The 17,576-nt window shown below is 50.8% G+C and carries 19 protein-coding genes and 1 tRNA gene; 8 read left to right on the top strand and 12 right to left on the bottom strand.

The window, feature by feature from the left end; genetic code table 11:
* Positions 1-11 precede the first annotated feature (11 nt).
* The 8 genes from KNP92_RS06935 to KNP92_RS06970 all read right to left on the bottom strand — a co-directional run bounded on the left by KNP92_RS06935 (position 12) and on the right by KNP92_RS06970 (position 7,303).
* Complete coding sequence (locus KNP92_RS06935; protein ID WP_251136423.1) at positions 12-338, bottom strand: YhfM domain-containing protein; 327 nt, start codon at positions 336-338, stop codon at positions 12-14.
* 169 nt (positions 339-507) lie between these two features.
* A complete protein-coding gene (locus tag KNP92_RS06940) occupies positions 508-807 on the bottom strand; it encodes a hypothetical protein (RefSeq protein WP_034815371.1) in 300 nt (99 codons plus the stop codon).
* Between the two features lie 118 nt (positions 808-925).
* On the bottom strand, positions 926-2,344 hold the full coding sequence (locus KNP92_RS06945) for a glycoside hydrolase family 32 protein (RefSeq protein WP_214838907.1): 1,419 nt from the start codon (positions 2,342-2,344) through the stop codon (positions 926-928).
* An 18-nt stretch (positions 2,345-2,362) separates the two neighbouring features.
* Positions 2,363-3,793 (bottom strand): sucrose-specific PTS transporter subunit IIBC, encoded by a 1,431-nt coding sequence (locus KNP92_RS06950; protein ID WP_214838909.1) that lies wholly within the window; start codon positions 3,791-3,793, stop codon positions 2,363-2,365.
* Positions 3,790-4,734 (bottom strand): carbohydrate kinase family protein, encoded by a 945-nt coding sequence (locus KNP92_RS06955; RefSeq protein ID WP_214838910.1) that lies wholly within the window; start codon positions 4,732-4,734, stop codon positions 3,790-3,792. Before KNP92_RS06955 ends, KNP92_RS06950 begins: the two co-directional genes overlap by 4 nt.
* 105 nt (positions 4,735-4,839) lie before the next feature.
* The gene (locus KNP92_RS06960; RefSeq protein ID WP_214838912.1) at positions 4,840-5,826 is read right to left on the bottom strand and encodes a LacI family DNA-binding transcriptional regulator; all 987 of its coding nucleotides are present in this window, start codon (positions 5,824-5,826) and stop codon (positions 4,840-4,842) included.
* A 48-nt stretch (positions 5,827-5,874) separates the two neighbouring features.
* On the bottom strand, positions 5,875-6,351 hold the full coding sequence (locus KNP92_RS06965; RefSeq protein WP_214838914.1) for a GNAT family N-acetyltransferase: 477 nt from the start codon (positions 6,349-6,351) through the stop codon (positions 5,875-5,877).
* A gap of 88 nt (positions 6,352-6,439) precedes the next feature.
* The gene (locus tag KNP92_RS06970) at positions 6,440-7,303 is read right to left on the bottom strand and encodes a cation diffusion facilitator family transporter (protein ID WP_214838917.1); all 864 of its coding nucleotides are present in this window, start codon (positions 7,301-7,303) and stop codon (positions 6,440-6,442) included.
* A gap of 181 nt (positions 7,304-7,484) precedes the next feature.
* On the opposite strand from KNP92_RS06970, the gene KNP92_RS06975 reads away from it, so the two are divergent.
* The 4 genes from KNP92_RS06975 to KNP92_RS06990 all read left to right on the top strand — a co-directional run bounded on the left by KNP92_RS06975 (position 7,485) and on the right by KNP92_RS06990 (position 11,304).
* Positions 7,485-7,796 (top strand): hypothetical protein, encoded by a 312-nt coding sequence (locus KNP92_RS06975; protein ID WP_034807168.1) that lies wholly within the window; start codon positions 7,485-7,487, stop codon positions 7,794-7,796.
* Between the two features lie 41 nt (positions 7,797-7,837).
* On the top strand, positions 7,838-8,629 hold the full coding sequence (locus tag KNP92_RS06980) for a class I SAM-dependent methyltransferase (RefSeq protein ID WP_214838919.1): 792 nt from the start codon (positions 7,838-7,840) through the stop codon (positions 8,627-8,629).
* 137 nt (positions 8,630-8,766) lie between these two features.
* Entirely contained in the window at positions 8,767-11,139 is a 2,373-nt protein-coding gene (locus KNP92_RS06985) for an immune inhibitor A domain-containing protein (RefSeq protein ID WP_214838921.1), read from the top strand.
* Positions 11,140-11,233: 94 nt separating this feature from the next.
* A tRNA-Thr gene (locus KNP92_RS06990) sits at positions 11,234-11,304 on the top strand.
* Between the two features lie 296 nt (positions 11,305-11,600).
* Here KNP92_RS06990 and KNP92_RS06995 read toward each other — a convergent pair.
* Positions 11,601-11,798, bottom strand: coding sequence for a hypothetical protein (locus KNP92_RS06995; protein WP_214838922.1), 198 nt, complete (start codon positions 11,796-11,798; stop codon positions 11,601-11,603).
* 263 nt (positions 11,799-12,061) lie between these two features.
* Between KNP92_RS06995 and KNP92_RS07000 the strand changes: the two genes are divergently transcribed.
* The gene (locus KNP92_RS07000) at positions 12,062-12,757 is read left to right on the top strand and encodes a queuosine precursor transporter (protein WP_214838924.1); all 696 of its coding nucleotides are present in this window, start codon (positions 12,062-12,064) and stop codon (positions 12,755-12,757) included.
* A 29-nt stretch (positions 12,758-12,786) separates the two neighbouring features.
* On the opposite strand, the gene KNP92_RS07005 is transcribed toward KNP92_RS07000, so the two are convergent.
* Positions 12,787-13,032, bottom strand: coding sequence for a hypothetical protein (locus KNP92_RS07005; RefSeq protein WP_260564049.1), 246 nt, complete (start codon positions 13,030-13,032; stop codon positions 12,787-12,789).
* Positions 13,033-13,179: 147 nt separating this feature from the next.
* Between KNP92_RS07005 and KNP92_RS07010 the strand changes: the two genes are divergently transcribed.
* The 3 genes from KNP92_RS07010 to KNP92_RS07020 all read left to right on the top strand — a co-directional run bounded on the left by KNP92_RS07010 (position 13,180) and on the right by KNP92_RS07020 (position 14,644).
* Complete coding sequence (locus KNP92_RS07010) at positions 13,180-13,536, top strand: PilZ domain-containing protein (RefSeq protein WP_214838928.1); 357 nt, start codon at positions 13,180-13,182, stop codon at positions 13,534-13,536.
* Between the two features lie 86 nt (positions 13,537-13,622).
* On the top strand, positions 13,623-14,255 hold the full coding sequence (locus tag KNP92_RS07015) for a hypothetical protein (protein WP_034815349.1): 633 nt from the start codon (positions 13,623-13,625) through the stop codon (positions 14,253-14,255).
* 137 nt (positions 14,256-14,392) lie between these two features.
* Entirely contained in the window at positions 14,393-14,644 is a 252-nt protein-coding gene (locus KNP92_RS07020; RefSeq protein WP_034804944.1) for a hypothetical protein, read from the top strand.
* 44 nt (positions 14,645-14,688) lie between these two features.
* On the opposite strand, the gene KNP92_RS15850 is transcribed toward KNP92_RS07020, so the two are convergent.
* Together KNP92_RS15850 and KNP92_RS07025 are read right to left on the bottom strand one after the other, a co-directional pair.
* The gene (locus tag KNP92_RS15850) at positions 14,689-14,814 is read right to left on the bottom strand and encodes a hypothetical protein (protein WP_034815346.1); all 126 of its coding nucleotides are present in this window, start codon (positions 14,812-14,814) and stop codon (positions 14,689-14,691) included.
* A gap of 57 nt (positions 14,815-14,871) precedes the next feature.
* Positions 14,872-17,535 (bottom strand): cation-transporting P-type ATPase, encoded by a 2,664-nt coding sequence (locus KNP92_RS07025; protein ID WP_214838930.1) that lies wholly within the window; start codon positions 17,533-17,535, stop codon positions 14,872-14,874.
* Between the last annotated feature and the right edge of the window lie 41 nt (positions 17,536-17,576).

The raw sequence follows: 17,576 nt of genomic DNA on the forward strand, positions 1-17,576 counted from the left end.
ACCATGCTAGGTTAGGCGTCCACCTGTAGCGTCACAATTAAGCGGCCCGTGATGTCGGCCTCCACTTGATAGAGGCGGTGTGACTCGCTGACGTTCGAAAGGACACTCGGTGTCCCGTTACGCCCGAGCCAAAGTTGATAGCGTTCCACAGCATCGGCTTTATAGTGAATCTCGAGATCGAAATCCGGTTCACGCTGAACTGTCGTGTCCATCAACTCGTCCGCGTTGCGAAGCATATCCGCGAACACCTTGATGTCCTGCAGTCGATTGTATTCGACGAGGAACTGGTCGTTGAATCGGGTCCCTTCCACCGATTCAGCGACTTTCACATGATTCATCTCTTCAGCTTCAACTGCCTTGAATCTTTCTCTGCCATACCCATACGGTAGCGTAATTTTTCTCACTTCATTAATGAAATTCAACAGTCTACCCATCATATTCGACCTCCTATCTGTCTGATCATTTTACATACGCAAAACGTGTACAGAACGTTTCATTAATATCACTTTAAGCTTTTGACTTCTGCTTCTCCTTAGCCCGTTCTAAAAAGATTGGTAGCACGTTCAGTCCGATTGAGATGCTTGTCAGAACCCACCACGCTCGCCCCATGCCTGGAATGACGTCTGCCAACGCCGCCCAGTCTTCTGCTTCGACCCAAACCGCCAAATGGCTGTAGTCTGCGCATACCGTCAATGCAGTCAAAGACAATGCGACCGCCATCGGTAGCCTGTAGTCTTTCCCCACGCTGAACGTGTACAAGTTGAATAACGTCGCCCCAATTGCCAGTAAACCAAATATAATCCACATCAGAGCATCACTCTCCATTATTTATGCAATTGATTACCTATTTTTACAGTAGCATAAGCAAAACGTGAAATCGTTACATTTCGGAACAACAAAAAAGCCGAGCCGAAGCTCAGCTTAATTATTCGTACGTCCAACCAATCAAGCTCGCAGTCGCCCCTTCATAGCGCAACTGTTTGTCGAGCTCGTTCGGGAACACGCGGAGCGTGGCGACGGCCTCGCCGTCATTGACGAAACATTCGACGCTCGACGAATCGACGAAAAGCTGGAGGGACGTGACGTCCATCACGTTCGTACGCGTCGTGCCAAATTCGGTCGCGAACGGCTCACCGGCGTTCGTCCGGTCAATCGTCAACTCACGAGTCGACGCGTCGTACCGGATGACGAGCGACTCATCTCCGACTTGAAGCAGTTCGAGCGTGAAGTCCGATCCGTCCGTCGTCAGTTCGAGTTCATATCGATGCGGCGTGTCCGTCTTAACCGACGTGCCTGACGTCTCGATGAACGTCGCTTGACGAAGTTTCGACAACTCCCGAACCGGGCGTTGTTTCAATCGACCGTCCTCAATCGAGAGCTCGCGCGGCAGCGTCAAGGCGTGTGCCCAACCAAACCGGTCCGTCGGATACTCGATTTCCGGCAAGCCCATCCACCCGACGAGCAGACGACGTCCGTTATGTTCAGTCGTTTGCGGGGCGTAGAAGTCGAAGCCGAAATCGAGTTCTTCGAATATACCGTGCTCAAACGTCAACGTCTCGAGGTCTAACTTCCCGATGACGAATCCCGATTGATAGATGTTGTGATACCGATGGCCGTCCGGCTCGATGCCTTGTGGCGAGAAGACGAGCACGTGCTGTCCGTTCAGTTCGAACACGTCGGGACATTCCCACATGTAACCGAACGGGTCGAGGCCCGTCTTCACTTCTCCAAGAAACGTCCAGTCGTTCAAGTCGCTCGAACGATACAAGACGACACATCCGGTCCCGTTCTCACGCTGAGCACCGACAATCGCATAGTAGAAACTGTTCTCAACCCATACTTTCGGGTCACGATAATGCTCCGTGTAGCCAGCCGGGACGTCCGGGATGGCGACGTTACGTCGTTCGATTTTTCCATCGCGTAACACGCCGATCAGTTGCGAGGCGTGACGCGTCCAGTCATCCGTCCGGTGATTACCCGTATACATGACATGCAGTTCCCCGTCTGCGACGAAGCCGCTTCCGGAATAGGCACCATGTGAGTCTTCGGTCGACTCCGGGACTAACGCCACCCCGCGATCGGTCCACGTGACGAGGTCGGTCGATGTGACGTGATACCAATGTTTCAGACCGTGTACCGGTCCGAGTGGGAACCACTGATAGAACATGTGGTATTCCCCATTAAAAAACGTGAAACCGTTCGGGTCGTTTAGCAGGCCAGTCGGCGGTTGGATATGATAGCCGAACCGCCAAGGCGAGGCCGCCGTTTTCGTGCGGAGTGTCTCCATGTCGAGGGCACTCACGTCACGCAGCGAACGATAACGTTCCGCCTTCGTCCAAGTCATTCAAATCACTCCTTTATCTTATGCGGCTTGTTTGACCGCGTCTTTTTTTGCCTGGCGCTTCGCGAGGACGAACGTCAAGCTGAAGGCAACAGCGAACGAGATCGCCATGCCGATGATATACGATACGATTGATGCCGGTGCGATTGAGATGATCCCCGGAAGACCAGCCGCACCGAGTGCGACAGCGAGGACTTCACGACCGACGATGAACGCCGAGGCGATTCCTGAACCGATGATGGCGGCGATGAACGGGTAGCGGAGTTTCAAGTTGACCCCGAACATGGCTGGTTCGGTGATCCCTAGAAGTGCCGAGATACCTGACGCCGAAGCGACACCTTTCATTTTCTTCTCACGTGTCAAGAAGAAGACAGCGAGTGTAGCCGCGCCTTGGGCGACGTTTGACATCGCGGCGATCGGGAAGATGAACGACCCGCCCGTCCGTGCGATATCGGCGAGAAGTTGCGTCTCGATGGCGATGAAGCTGTGGTGCATCCCTGTGATGACGATCGGTGCGTACAAGAGACCCATGACGAGACCGCCGAAGAAGCCGAGTGAGTCGTACGTCCAAACGAGTCCATCGATAATCAAGTTCCCTGCTTCACGTGTGATCGGCCCGACGAACGCGAACGTGACGAACGCTGTGATCAAGAGTGAGAGAAGCGGCGTGAGCAAGATGTCGAGCGATGCCGGCATAAACTTGCGGATGTTGATTTCAAGCTTCGATAAAATATAAGCCGATACGAGTACCGGTAACACTTGACCTTGGTAACCGAGTTTCTCAATTTCAAATCCGAGGATGTTCCAGACCGGAATATCACCGACCGTCGCTTGCGCATAGGCGTTGACGAGATCCGGGTGGACCATGATCATCCCGAGGGCGGCACCGAGATACGGGTTGCCCCCAAACCGCTTGGCCGCGGAGAACCCGATCAAGACGGGCAGGAAGACGAAGGCGGCGTTGGCGAACGTATTGATCATCGCGGCAAGGTCGGCGATGCCAGGGTACTGGTCGATGAGCGAGCTACCGTCGAAGAACAAGTCCGGCGCTGTGAGCAAATTGTTAATCCCCATCAAGAGACCACCGGCGACGATCGCCGGGATAATCGGTACGAAAATATCAGATAACATTTTCACGAACTGTTGGAGCGGATTGCCTTTTTTCGCACTCGCCGATTTGACGTCACTCGTCGACATGTCGCCGAGTCCTGTCAATTGAGTGAACTCGGCATAGACTTTGTTGACCGTCCCTGCACCGATGATGATTTGGTACTGACCGCCCGTCGCGAACGTCCCTTTGACGACGTCTAACGCATCCAATTTTTTCTCATCGACTTTCGACTCGTCATTCAAGACGAGACGGAGCCGGGTGGCACAGTGGGCGGCCGCGGCGACGTTGTCTTTTCCGCCGAGCGCCTCTAAAATCGCTTCTGCTTCTTGTCTGTAGTTCATTCGGGTTTCCCTCCTAACAGTTGTTGAACACGTTGTGGTGATGGTATGGCTGGAATCGCGCCGTAAGCCGTACACGTGAGTGCACCGGTCACGTTCGCATATTCGATGTCCTGCTGTAATCGTGCATCGTCGACGCCAAGTGTTACGAGACGATACAAGTACGCCCCGACGAATGCGTCACCGGCACCCGTCGAGTCAACGCTTTCAATTTTCACCGACGGGATGATGGCCCGCGTCTCGCTTGTCGCAATCAACGTGCCGCGCGACCCGAGAGTGATGGCGACCCGGCTTGCGCCGAGTTTGATGAGTGCGTCGACCGCCTCGTCGAGCGTCGCAGCTCCGGTCAACAAGTGGGCTTCTTCTTCGCTCAATTTGACGAAGTCGGCCTCGGCGATAAAGTGTAGCGAGTCTTGTTTGAACGCCTCGAGGTCCGTCACGAGCGCGTCGCGATAGTTCGGGTCGAACGAGACGAACAGCCCATCGCGTTTCGCGAATTGCAGCAACTTGAAGTAGGCGTTCTTTAATTCACCATCAAGCAGTGCCGTCGCCGAACCGAAGTGGACGATATCCCCTGACTTGAACTTCGACAAGTCAATCGCGTCGAACGCATAATCGCCGTCACTGCCACGTCGGAACGTGAAGTCACGCTCTCCGTCCGCCTGAATCGAGACGAAGGCGAACGTCGTGTCGCCTGCTTCGACCAAGTTGTCCGTGCCGACGCCGTTTGCTTCGAGCGTCTCTTTTAAGAATTGTCCGAACGGATCCGCCCCGACTTGACCGAGGAAACTTGATGTCCCCCCGTGTTTACTGACGACGGCCGCCACGTTCGCAGGCGCACCGCCTGCTTTTTTGACGAAAGTAGTGCCGTTGACGAGGTCGCTCGACGCGTCCTCACACACCCAATCAATCAATAGTTCACCAATGCAATGTACGGTATTCATCCGTCCACCTCCATAATCTTTCAATCCACGCTCTTTATCGAACCGGTTCCAAAACCAATTAAAAAAATGTTGCGGAACCGGTTCCGCAACACAAATGTAATCGATTTATTTTAAAATGTCAACGCTTTCTCGCAGTTTAATCTCGAAATTTGTGAACGTTTTCATTGCGATGACATCGCCTGTTAACAACTGGAGAATCATGTCAGCCGCCTTCGCTCCTGTCCTGCGATATGGCAGGTGGACCGTCGTGAGGGACGGATGCAATACCTCGGTGAAATCATAGCCACCAAATCCGCTCACCGAGACGTCATTCGGTACGGTCTTGCCGCTGTTGGCGAGCCCTTTCAATACACCGAGGGCGATATTATCGGTCGCACAGACAACGAGTGACGCCGCTTGCTCATGACCGATTTGTGCCCCAATCGGAATCGAATCCTCAATCTTGAACGTCGTCGTATACGTCTTGACGCTCGCGCCCGATTCGCTAAAGGCACGTAAAAATCCGTCGCGTCTCGCTTGGCCGACGGCGATATCATACTCCTCGACACCTACGTAGATAACGTCCCGATGGCCCCAGTCCATGAACTGCTTACCTAGTGCGTATGCCGCCTCATAGTCAGGATAAACGAGACTATGCACTGTCGCATGTTCCTGACCGATTAACAGTACCGGAATTTGAATCGCCTCGATCGCATGTAAATGACGTGGGGTCACCGTCGTCCCGAGCCAGATAATGCCGGCGACTTTCTGTTTTGCCAAGTTGTACAATTGCTCGATCTCGCGCTCGGTCTGTTGAGCCGTGTTCACGACGAGCATTTGATAGCCGCGTTCGGTCAACCGCTCGTCGATCCCCATCATCGTGCGAGAGGCGGCGTACGAGTCAAGACGCGGCACGATGACGCCAATCATCTTCGTCTGTTTCGATTTCAAACTTTGCGCGAACTGGTTCGGTTCGTAGTTCGTCTCTTGAATGACCCGCTCAATCTTCTCCCGTGTCGCCTGTCCGACCGAGCCTCCGTTTAAATAACGCGAGACCGTACTCTTTGCGACGCCTGCTAGCTTGGCGATGTCGTTGATCGTTACTTGTCTCATCTCCAAAAACCCCCATACGAAAAAACTGACGCGTCAAACGCCGTCAGTTTAGTGGTTTACTACATATCGTTTCTTAAAGTTCAAATAATAGAGTCCGTTCCGTTTCTCAAAGCCGTTCTTCTCGAGCACGCTTCGCATCGCTTCTTGATGCGGGCTCGTCGGCGGAATCCCGGCACGGACGGTATGTCCGTCTTTCAAATCTGACTGTTCGAGCGCGAGACGTAACCCTTCCGTCGCATAGCCTTTGCCTTTGTATGGGTCGAACACCATCAAATCGAGCTGATACACACGTGCGAGCTTGAGCAAAAGTACTTTTCCGACAATCTTTCCATCAACGAGGATATCAAAATAAAAATCTTCCCCGTAGCTATGGTCAACGGCCGAATAGACATGTTCGGTGCCCATCTCTTCAAAGATGCCTTTCAGCTCCTCAGCTGAAATGCCGTATGAGCTCTGCCCATATTTCTGAAAATGTTCATATTCAATCTCATCAATTTGACGAATAGGTTGACGCACGATGTCCATCCCGTGCCCTCCTTAACAGTTATTCCGTATTCTTTCCACACTCATTATATACGAACTGCGACTTGATTCGCAAAAGATAACCGAAACGTCAAGCAGGTTCAATGTGAATATGAACCGAATCGACGGCATGCCGCTCATCGAGTTTTCGTTCAATCTCATCGCAAAGGTCATGCGCCTCGTCAACCGTCAACTCTCCATCAACCGCAATGGTGACGTCGAGCATAACATGGTTCCCGAGATGCCGACCCTTGATTTCACGCACTTCCTTCACCGATTCGAACTCGCCAATCGTCTCCTCGTAAGCGTTCACGAGGTCCGGGGGGAACCCGTCCGACAGTTGATGCGTCGCATCTAAGAAGATTTGAATGGCCGTGCGGATAATCATCCCGGCAATCAAGACGGCGAGCACCGTGTCCATCCATGGCAGTTTGAAGAATGCGAACAAAACACCGAGCGTCGCCCCGATTGAGATCATCGCGTCGGCGAGATTGTCTTTCGCGGCGGCCTTCAAGGCGAGCGAGCGCGTCTTCTTGGCCAAGCTCGAGTTGTACGCATACACACCGAACATGACAAGCGCACTGATAAAGGCAACGACCGCTGCGAGCGGGTTCGGCTCAATGTATTCCCCCTGAAGCAAGTTCGCGACACTGTTCAGTAGGACGAACACCCCGACGGCGACCATGATGAGCGAAGCGACGAGTGCGGCGAGCGTCTCCATCTTGGCATGGCCATATTTATGTTCGGCGTCATGTGGTAATGCCGCAATCCGAATCCCGATATAGACGGCGATTGAGGCGATAATATCCGTCGTGTTGTTGAAACCGTCCGCAAGGACGGCCTCTGAGTTATAAATGATTCCGAAGACGACTTTTAATATAGATAGAATTAAATACGTCGTAATCGATAAAATCGCGCCTTTAAGCGCTTTTGGTGGATGATTCGTTGTGCCCATCCGCCCACCTCCCTTTTAGCCTAGTTAGTATATCAGCTGGGGTTTGAGTGGGTATAGAGAAACATTGTTTCCCGTTCGCAAAATAAATGGAATATATTCCCGGTAGTTTCGTCTTACAAAAAATATGGTAAAGTAAACAAGAAGAGACCCTTGTGGTTACAACGCAAAAGAGGTGAAACGTATGTTTACAGAACGTGATGGGATTAAATTAAGACTGGAACAAATTGACAGATTGTTGTCGGATTTGAATCGTGAGGCGAAGCAATTGATGGCACGTCTACGTGAACTCGATGCGAGTGGTGAAAACCCGCAGGAAGTGTCACTCAAACCTGAAGACCGTGACACGCTCAAATCATCAATTGACGAGACGCTCGAGGCACTTCAAAGCCGCTCGAAACGTCCAATCAATCCGAACGATGAAAAGAAAAAAGAATTGGCGACGCACAAAGCACTCATTGACGAATTGTCTGATCTACTCAGCAAGAAAAAGTGAGACGCAATCTGCGTCTCTTTTTTATGAAGGAGCGTTTTTTTATGTATATTGTCACGACTTGTCTGCGACCAACCGATGCAGTACGCGAACAAGCGACTCGACACGCATCGCATTACGGTGTACGTTTTGTCGAGCGGAAAAAACAATCACTCGAGACGCTGATGAATCACTATGAGAAAAGCGTCCTTGTCTTCGATAAACGGCGCGTCGAATACACGTCGCTCGGGACGACCGAACCGTTCTTTTTTCATCCTTCCAGCTCGGTCTTTCGCATCAAACAATTGATGCGTGATGGACACGACCCGCTCGTCGACACGGCCATGCTCGAGCCCGGCGACCGTGTCCTCGACTGTACGCTCGGCCTCGGTTCGGACTCGATTGTCATGAGCCATGCCATCGGAGCAGATGGTCGCATCACCGGAATCGAGAGCGAGTTCATGACGGCGATGCTCGTCAAGGAAGGACTTAGCGTGTGGGTCGAGAAAGAAGAGGCCATCAATCAAGCGATGCGACGAATCGAAGTCGTCCACGCAGACGCCCTTACCTATTTGAAGACATGTATCGACGACTCGTTCGACATCGTCTACTTCGATCCGATGTTCGAGAAAACGATTTCAGAATCGGTTCATTTGAACCCGTTACGTTCACTCGCGAATACGGCTCCGCTCTCAGACGAGCTCATTCGGGAAGCGCGACGTGTTGCAAAAAAACGAATCGTCCTAAAAGCGCATTTTGAGAGTGAATGGTTCAACGAGTACGGTTTTACGAGGATTACACGAAAGACGTCAAAACTGCATTACGGATATATCGACATAGAGACGGACATCCTTTAGGGCTTATTGCCCAAACGGGACGAAAGTCTCTTTTTTTCGCTACCCTTTTTCTGAATATTGACATTAATCAGACACAAGTCTAATGTTTACCCTAAGCTCACACAATTTCCCATTATTTACACAGGAGGTTAGTACAGATGAAAAATCGTTCCATCCGCCGCACGACACTCGCGGCCGTCCTGACGTCAGCAATGACGGTCAGCGCCATCCCGGTTGCTGCAGGACCGACAAACGTCGCACCGGCCATACCGTCGGCTAGCGAACACGCTCCGATTGATCATCATATCATCGATGAGGAACGTCTCGCTAAAGCGCTCGAGAAGCGTGGCGTCATTAAGAAAGGCTTATCGGCTTCAGAACGCACGAAAGCGGTCGAGGCGTACATCGCCAAGAAACAAGGTGCAGCGCAAGACCCGCATAAGCATGACTTGAATGACAAAGCAGCCGCAGCCAAAGAGAAGATACATAACCAGTTCGAAAAAGAATCGAACCGTCTCCTCGACAAAGCGAAAAAAGGACAAGCAAACTATCGGAAAGGCAAGCCGAACGGTCAAGTAAAAGTTGATCCAGCGAAACAGACAGGCTATAACGGCGCCGTCCGTGAAGACAAAGTACTCGTCCTTCTTGTCGAATATAGCGACTTCAAACATAACAATATTGTTCAAGAGGAAGGTTATCTGTATAGCGATAACTTTAGTAAAGAACATTATGAGCAGTATATGTTCGGCGACGAGTCGTTCGAACTGTTCAACGGAGACAAAGTCCAGACATTCAAACAGTATTATGAGGAACAGTCTGGAGGTAGCTACACCGTCGATGGTACGGTCTCAGAATGGTTGACCGTCCCAGGTACGGCGAAAGACTATGGCGCCGATAGTCCATCTGGTGGTCATGACAACGCCGGACCAGGACCGCGTCAACTCGTCAAAGACGCATTGAATGCGGCTGTGAAGAGCGGTATGAATTTGGCAGAATTTGATGAATATGATTTATATGACCTTGACGGTGACGGGAACTTCAATGAACCGGACGGGTTGATCGACCACTTGATGATCATTCATGCGGGTACCGGTCAAGAAGCGGGTGGCGGTGTGCTCGGTGATGATGCAGTCTGGTCACACCGTTGGGTTGTCGGTAACAGCCCATATCGCATCGCTGGTACAGAGGCAGCTGTCCCGTATTGGGGCGGTCAAGTGGCCGCGTTCGACTACACGATTCAACCAGAGGACGGTGCAGTCGGCGTCTTCGCGCACGAATACGGTCACGACCTCGGGCTGCCAGATGAGTATGACACGCAATATACAGGTCAAGGCGAACCGGTCCAATCATGGTCAATCATGAGTGGCGGTAGCTGGGCTGGGAAGATTGCCGGAACTGAACCGACCAGCTTCTCTCCACAAAACAAAGAGTACTTCCAAAAGTTGATGGGCGGCAACTGGGCAAACATCAAGGAAGTCGAACTCGATGATATTAACGCGCAAGGTTTCGTCTCTCAAATCGACCAATCAGTGACGAAATCGAACAACCCTGGCATCGTGAAAATCAACTTGCCAGATAAAAAGGTTAAAGGCATCGAGCCGAAGTTCGGGAAGTATTACTACTACTCGACTAAAGGCGACAACTTGCATACGGAATTGGCAATCCCGAACGTGAAACTCGGAGCTGACGGGCAACTTGCCTTCGATACACGTTTTGAAATTGAATACGATTATGACTATCTTTATGTCAAAGCGCTTAGCGGCGGTAAAGAAGTCGTCCTCGACGTTTACGGTGACGACAACACAGGTAACGATGCAGAATCGACGAACGGTGAATGGGTTCGTAAGTCATACGACTTGTCACAATTCGCCGGACAAGACGTCTCGATTGTCTTCGAATACGTGACTGACGGTGGCCTTGCGCTTGAAGGCTTCGCACTCGACAACGTCTCGATCACGTCGGGCGGTGCAACATTGTTCTCTGACGACGCAGAAGGCGCGGAAGTGGTCAAGTTGAACGGTTTCGTTAAGTCGGACGGTTGGGATGAGAAGCCGCACTACTACTACTTGGAGTGGCGTAACCATGCCGGCGCTGATACGGGTCTCTTGAACGGCCGTGGTGTCAAATACAATACAGGTCTCGTCGTCTGGTATGGAGACGATTCGTTCTCAGACAACTGGGTCGGTCTCCACCCGGGTGAAGGCTTCCTCGGTGTCGTCGATTCGCACCCTGAAGCATTGATTGGGAAGTTGAACGGCAAAGACACGGTCGCAGGTAGCACACGTTATCAAATCGCAGACGCGGCGTTCAGCCTCGACAAGACGATCCCATGGTATATCGCATCCCCGACACGTGGAACATACGATTACAAAGCACAACCTGGCGTGAAACAATTTAATGACGCCAACACGTATATCAACTCGCTCATCCCGGACGCAGGTAAGAAATTGCCTAAGTACGGTCTCGTCGTCGACGTCGTCGGCGAAGCGAAAGACAACTCGGCTGGTGCCGTTTGGATTCGCAAACAATAATGACCCTGCCCCGCATCTAAACTGGATGCGGGGTCTTATTATTCTAAAAAAGCTTGAAATTGTCGAACGAACTGTGTAACATAATATGTGTAACGCCTCTGTAGGTTAGTGGCAGACCTCAGCAATGGTAATGCTGCAGCACGAGTTCGATTCTCGTCGGAGGCATTCATAATACCTCTCAACCAAGCGGTTTCAAGCACTTCCTGTATCTTGCAGGAGGTGCTTTCTTTTTCTCATTAAACAGGTTGTGCCCAGTCGTACGATTTTAGTTGGTGTCGTAAACATTTCTATTACTTGATCTGAAATGACATCGTGATTTCCTTATACGTTCCTTCTTTGTATTGCGAAGTTGCATATTGCATTGTCGCCAGGAGTGTAACCTTGATAGACGACAAAAACGCCCAGAAGGACGCTGATGTGCTTGCTTCGTACACTCCCAATTTTCTAAAACACTTCACGAGTCATTCCATCTTCTTCTCTATAGCTTGATCGCCTTCTTTCGGAGAGAAAAAGAATACGAGAGACAAGATAAAAAGCGCTACTGGAAATGTCACTAAAGAAAGATCAAATTTAACAGACTGACTCGCATATTCTCCATACAAATAAATTGCCATCCAGGAAGCACAACATAATAAAATCACGGCCGATAAAATTTTCATTTTTTTCTCTCCACCTTTCAAGTGATATTATAACGGATTGATCGAACGACTTTTCATTTCTTCCGAAAATATACAATATTGTTATTTCAATAACTCCGTTAAAATACAGAAGGGTGTAACTTGATTTTATAAAGAAAGTTATATGGGGTGTAGGGGCTACAATTTCCTAGCGGTCGCTTTTTACATTGCCTTGACAAGCGAAACGGTCGTATATAAGATTGAAAAGTTAAAAGTACTTATTGATTCGGAAGGAGCAACATCCAATGCTTAATGAATGGTTATGGATTCCTTCTGCCTTGCTCACGCTCGGCCTGCTCGTCCTCAGCTATAAGCTGTTCGGCCGTGTCGGGCTGTTCGCCTGGATCGCGATGGCCTCGGTCGTCGCCAACATTCAAGTGACGCAGCAGATTGTAATCGGTGGTTTCATCTTCACACTCGGGAATATCGTCTACGGTTCCCTTTATTTAGCGACAGACATCTTGAACGAGAAATACGGCCGTCATACGGCGCGTAAAGGCGTCTGGCTAGGTTTCTTCATCTTGATCGTCTCGACGGTGCTCATGCAGTTCGCCTTGCTTTATGAGCCGTTTGAAGAAGCGCTATTCATGCATGAGAGTTTCGAGGCGTTGTTCTCGATGCTCCCACTCATCACACTCGGTAGTCTCGCGGCGTACCTTGTCTCGCAACTGTTCGACGTCTTCATCTACTCGAAGATTCGTGCGAAGACCGGAGAGAAAAAGCTATGGCTCCGGACGACCGGTTCTACGGTCGTCTCACAGTTCATCGATACGCTCACATTCTGTACAATCGCCTTTTGGGGCATGGACTGGGACATCTGGTGGAACATCTTTGTCACGACATACGTCGCGAAGTTCGTCATCGCCTGGATTGCCACACCGTTCATGTACTATGCGAAACGGACGAAACCGCAAGAAGATCAAGCCGAGAACGCTGCATAACGAAAAACGCCACGAGACATCGTGGCGTTTTACTTTGTCCGAATCTTGAGTCGGACGGCATATGGTCTAGCATCTTCGACGGTAGACGTCTCTCGACAGACGGCGAGCGCAACGTAGGCGTCGATGGCAAGTGCTTCAATGGTCGTATCGGTCTTCGTGACCTCAAGTATGGTGTAAGGTGGCAAGCGTTCCATCTTGACCCACTCCCCGTGCTCTTTTACATAAACGACGGGTTCGTCGATCGAGTAACGTGTCAGTAGTTCCTTGACGTTCACACGATCCCCTCCTTCAACCCAATCCATATGCTTATTATAAAAATTTCTCGTTTTTCTGTAAACCGTGTCCTTCGGAATTTGTCGTCCCCTGCCCTTCAACTTTTTTCGATTCAACCGATAATAAAAGGAGAGAAATGAGGTGAACCGATGCGTTATCGACGCCAAGAAACTTTTCGTTATATCTTACCGACCCCTCGTTTTATTCCGTACCGCCTCGTATGGGAAGACAAAGAATTGCACGACGGAGAAGCGATACTGTTGAACATCAGCTCCCACGGTATGAAACTGCGTTGTGACTACCTCTTCCCGTTGTCTGAAGGATTGAAGGTTACCGTCACGCTCGACCTCGTCCCGCTATTGCAGCCAATCGATTTGACGGGCCACGTCCGGCACCGCAGTCAGCTGGGGAATCTTTATGACTACGGCATTATGCTAGAGACGAACTCGGAAGAGACGCAACAACTCGTAACGATGATTAAATCTTATGCACGCGAGAACCAGTGAGAGGGTGTCTGATGACACTTTCTCATTTTTCGTTCTTAAAAATCAGGGTATACTATGGAAAACAGTACTAGACGTGAGGTGTTGGCATGACGAGAAAGTTTTTATTGATTCCTTGGGGCATCGCGATCGCCATCGCCGTCCTCGGCCCAAACGAGCCGTTCTCGAGCCGGTTTTTGCTCGACTTTGTAACGTATAACACAGATGTATATGAAGGCTATTCTTTGTCCTTATTCAGCATCCTAGGTGTGTATCCGCTCGCTTTGTTCCCACTCCTCTGGTCGGAGGTCAATCAATTACGACCGAATCCGCTCTTGCCTGCAGCGACCGGTTTCGTCGTCGGCGGTTTTCTCATCGCCCCGTACTTAGCCTTTGCCCGGCAGTCGCCCTACCCGACACCGATCAAGCCGCTCCCGACACGATTACTCGGGGTCGTGTTGCTCGCCGTGACGATCGGCTTATTCATCGCAGCCGCGACGACGGGTGACGTCGGGACGTATTGGTCGTACGTGGAACAGAATCAGTTCGTCCGGACCATGACGGTCGATTTCTTCTTACTTGCCTGCATTCAAATCACGCTCATGAACCGCGATGCGAAACGATACAAGATGAGCCTTTGGCCGCTACCGTACATCCCGTTGTTCGGATTGTTGTTCTGGCTCATTATCCGACACAAACAGCCGTTCAACGAAGCGCCGACAAAGCGCCCTCGACACTCGTAAAACACGAACTCCTGGAACAGTTCCGGGTGTTCGTGTTTCTTCATGTGTTCGAATAAGGTATGATGGACGTTGAAACGAAATCATTTGAATCGAACGGAAGAGAAAGTAGGAATGAAACGATGCGTTATTTTAAAGTCATGACTCATACGAACGACAAACAAGAGGAAGTCATCCTCAGCGAATATCACAAAGTACCGGAGAAGAAAGTCGATCAATTCTTAAAAGACATGCTCGAACTCGATATGTATGAAGAGAACGTCAGCTTAAAAGAGTGTCAAGTCGCCAAAGACCGTTGGGAATGTCCGGTCGGTGACTTCGTCATCGTCGAATACTTTAATGAAAAAGAGTTTGACCGCATGAATGAATTTAAAGCCGTCAAGAAAAAATGAACGCAAAAAGGAGAGGACCTCATTGAAGGCCCTCTCCTTTTTAATTATTCGTTATCTTCTTCCGGGTCCGGGTCAGGATGTTGTGTCGGCGCCGGTTTTTTAGCGGGATCGGATTGTTCGTCTGGCTCTGGGTCTGGATGGACCCCTGGCTGTGATTCGTCACGTTTCATAAAGCAACCCTCCTTTTCGATAATTCATTCTTTCCACCGCGTTACACTTCTGAAACGTCAGTGAATGTTTTTATCTCCGATGACGCGACGCGAGATAGCTTTCTCAATTTCAACAATCACGAAGACAATGAAACCGAACACGACCGGGAAGAGCCAGTCACTTAACTCGAGTGCGGCTGTGCCGAACAGCGTATGCATGAACGGCACATACGTGATGAACAACTGGAGCGCAATCAAGAGTCCGGAGACAAGGAATGCGATCTTGTTGTCAAAGAAGTGACGGTTAAACGCTGGCGCGAGCTCGGTCCGACAGTTGTACAAGTGGAACAACTGGGCCATGACAATCGTGTTGAGCGTAATCGTCTGCAACTTCGCCGTCGAGAAATCGTAATCGGCGAGCAGATAGTTGATGGCGAGACTACCTCCCCCAATCAAGATCGAGATGAAGATAATTCGGAAGACATAATATTTACTCAAGAGCGGCACGTTCGCCGGACGCGGTGGCCGTTTCATCGTGCTTTCCTCGAGCGGCTCGAAAGCGATCGCGAGCGAGAGCGTGATGGCGACGACCATGTTGACCCATAAAATCTGGACCGGACTAAGCGGCGCGGAAGCTCCCAGCAAAATACTCATCGCGACGAGGAGCGCCTGTCCACCGTTCGTCGGCAATAGGAACAAAATCGTCTTCTTCAAGTTGTCATAGACGCGGCGTCCTTCACGGACGGCATTATAAATCGTTTTGAAGTTATCATCGACAAGGACCATCTGAGAGGCTTCTTTTGCGACCTCTGTCCCTTTAATCCCCATTGCGACCCCGATATCGGCCCGCTTCAAGGCTGGCGCGTCGTTGACCCCATCTCCCGTCATCGACGTGATGAGCCCGTTCTGTTGGAGGCCTTTGACGAGGCGTAGTTTATCGTTCGGACTCGTCCGTGCGAAGACATCGTTATGAACCGACGCTTCTTTAATCTCTTCGTCAGACATGTTCGTCAATTCTTTTCCTTCAAGCGCACCTTCGACTTCCATCCCAAGTTCACGGGCGATGGCGACGGCCGTATCTTTATGGTCACCGGTGATCATCTTGATGCGGATGCCGGCATCCCGACAAGCAGCGACCGCTTCGATTGCTTCTGGACGAGGCGGGTCGACGATGCCGTAAAGTCCGAGGAAGGTCACCCCATCTTCGACATCTTCATGGTCGACCGTGTCTTTCGAAGCATCGACACGTTTAAACCCGCCCCCGAGAACACGTTGACCGCGGTCGGCAATCTCTTTTCGTTTTTCGTCCCAATATGCCCGGTCGAAATCGTTCCCTTCGGCCATATCGAACAGACGATCCGGCGCGCCTTTGATAAAGATCATGCGCTCCTCTTTATAGTCGACGAGCGTAGCCATATATTTATATTCTGAATCAAACGGAATCTTCGAGATGACTTTTAACCGCTCAATCGGCTGTTCAGCCTTCTCGGCGAGCGTCAACAGACACGCCTCGGTCGGGTCCCCGTTGACAACCCATTTTCCTTCTTCTTGATACAGTTGAGCATCGTTACACGTCTTCCCGACCGTGAGTAAATCGACCATCGAAGCATCATCGTCGAGATCGAACGGTTGACCGTTGATTTCAAGGTCTCCATCTGGTGCATATCCGCTTCCCGATACTTCGATATCGTGTTTCGCCGTCACGACTTGTTTGACGGTCATCTCATTTTTCGTCAACGTACCCGTCTTATCTGTACAAATGACCGAGACAGCACCGAGCGTCTCGACCGATGGTAGACTTCGAACGATTGCTTTCTTCTCGGCCATGTTTCGGACACCGAGCGCGAGAATAATCGAGATGACAGCCGGTAATCCTTCTGGAATCGCGGCAACGGCAAGACCAATCGTCGTCAGCATCAGTTCAATCGGGTCATAATCGCGGAAGAAATAGCCGAATGCATAAATGGCGATTGAAATGACGAGAATGGCGATTGACACCGTTTGACCGAACTTCGTCGTCTGACGGATAAGCGGCGTTTTTACGGTCTCGACTTCAGCGATCGAAGCGTTGATTTGACCGAGCTCCGTCCCTTCCCCGATGGACGTGACGAGTGCTTTCGCACTGCCCGTCGCGACACTCGTTCCGGAATAAATCATGTTTTTCCGGTCACCGAGTACCGCGTCTTCCGGTACGACTTTAATTTTTTTCTCGACCGTTGTCGCTTCCCCGGTCAAGGCGGATTCTTCCACTTTAAATTTCTCGGCTTGGACGACGCGGGCGTCGGCCGGAACTTTATCTCCGGCAGCGAGCACCATGACGTCGCCGACGACGAGGTCGCTCGAGTCGACTTGAATTTGTTTTCCGTCACGGATGACGCTCGCTTTCGTCTCCAGTAGTTTCTTTATTCCTTCAAGCGCCTGTTCGGCTTTGTTTTCCTGAAGATATCCGACGACCGCGATGATCGTCACGACGAGTAAGATGACGATTGTATCGATATACTCACCGAGAAATCCGGTCACGACGGCTGCACCGAGAAGGACGTAGACGAGAACGTCATTGAACTGTCGTAAAAACTTGATGATTTCTGGCGTCTTCTCCTTCTCGGGCAATACGTTCTTCCCGTATTTTTCTTGTCGACTCGATACTTCCTCATTCGTGAGACCGTGGTCGACGTCTGTCTCGAGATGCTCCCTCACCTGGTCCGGTTCGAGGGCGTGCCACTTCTGATTCTCGATCTCCATCTCTGCTTCTCCTCCTCAATTCCATCTATCTAAATCTACTT

The organism is Exiguobacterium sp. s122, assembly GCF_018618475.1.
GTDB classification, from domain to species: Bacteria; Bacillota; Bacilli; order Exiguobacteriales; family Exiguobacteriaceae; genus Exiguobacterium; species Exiguobacterium himgiriensis.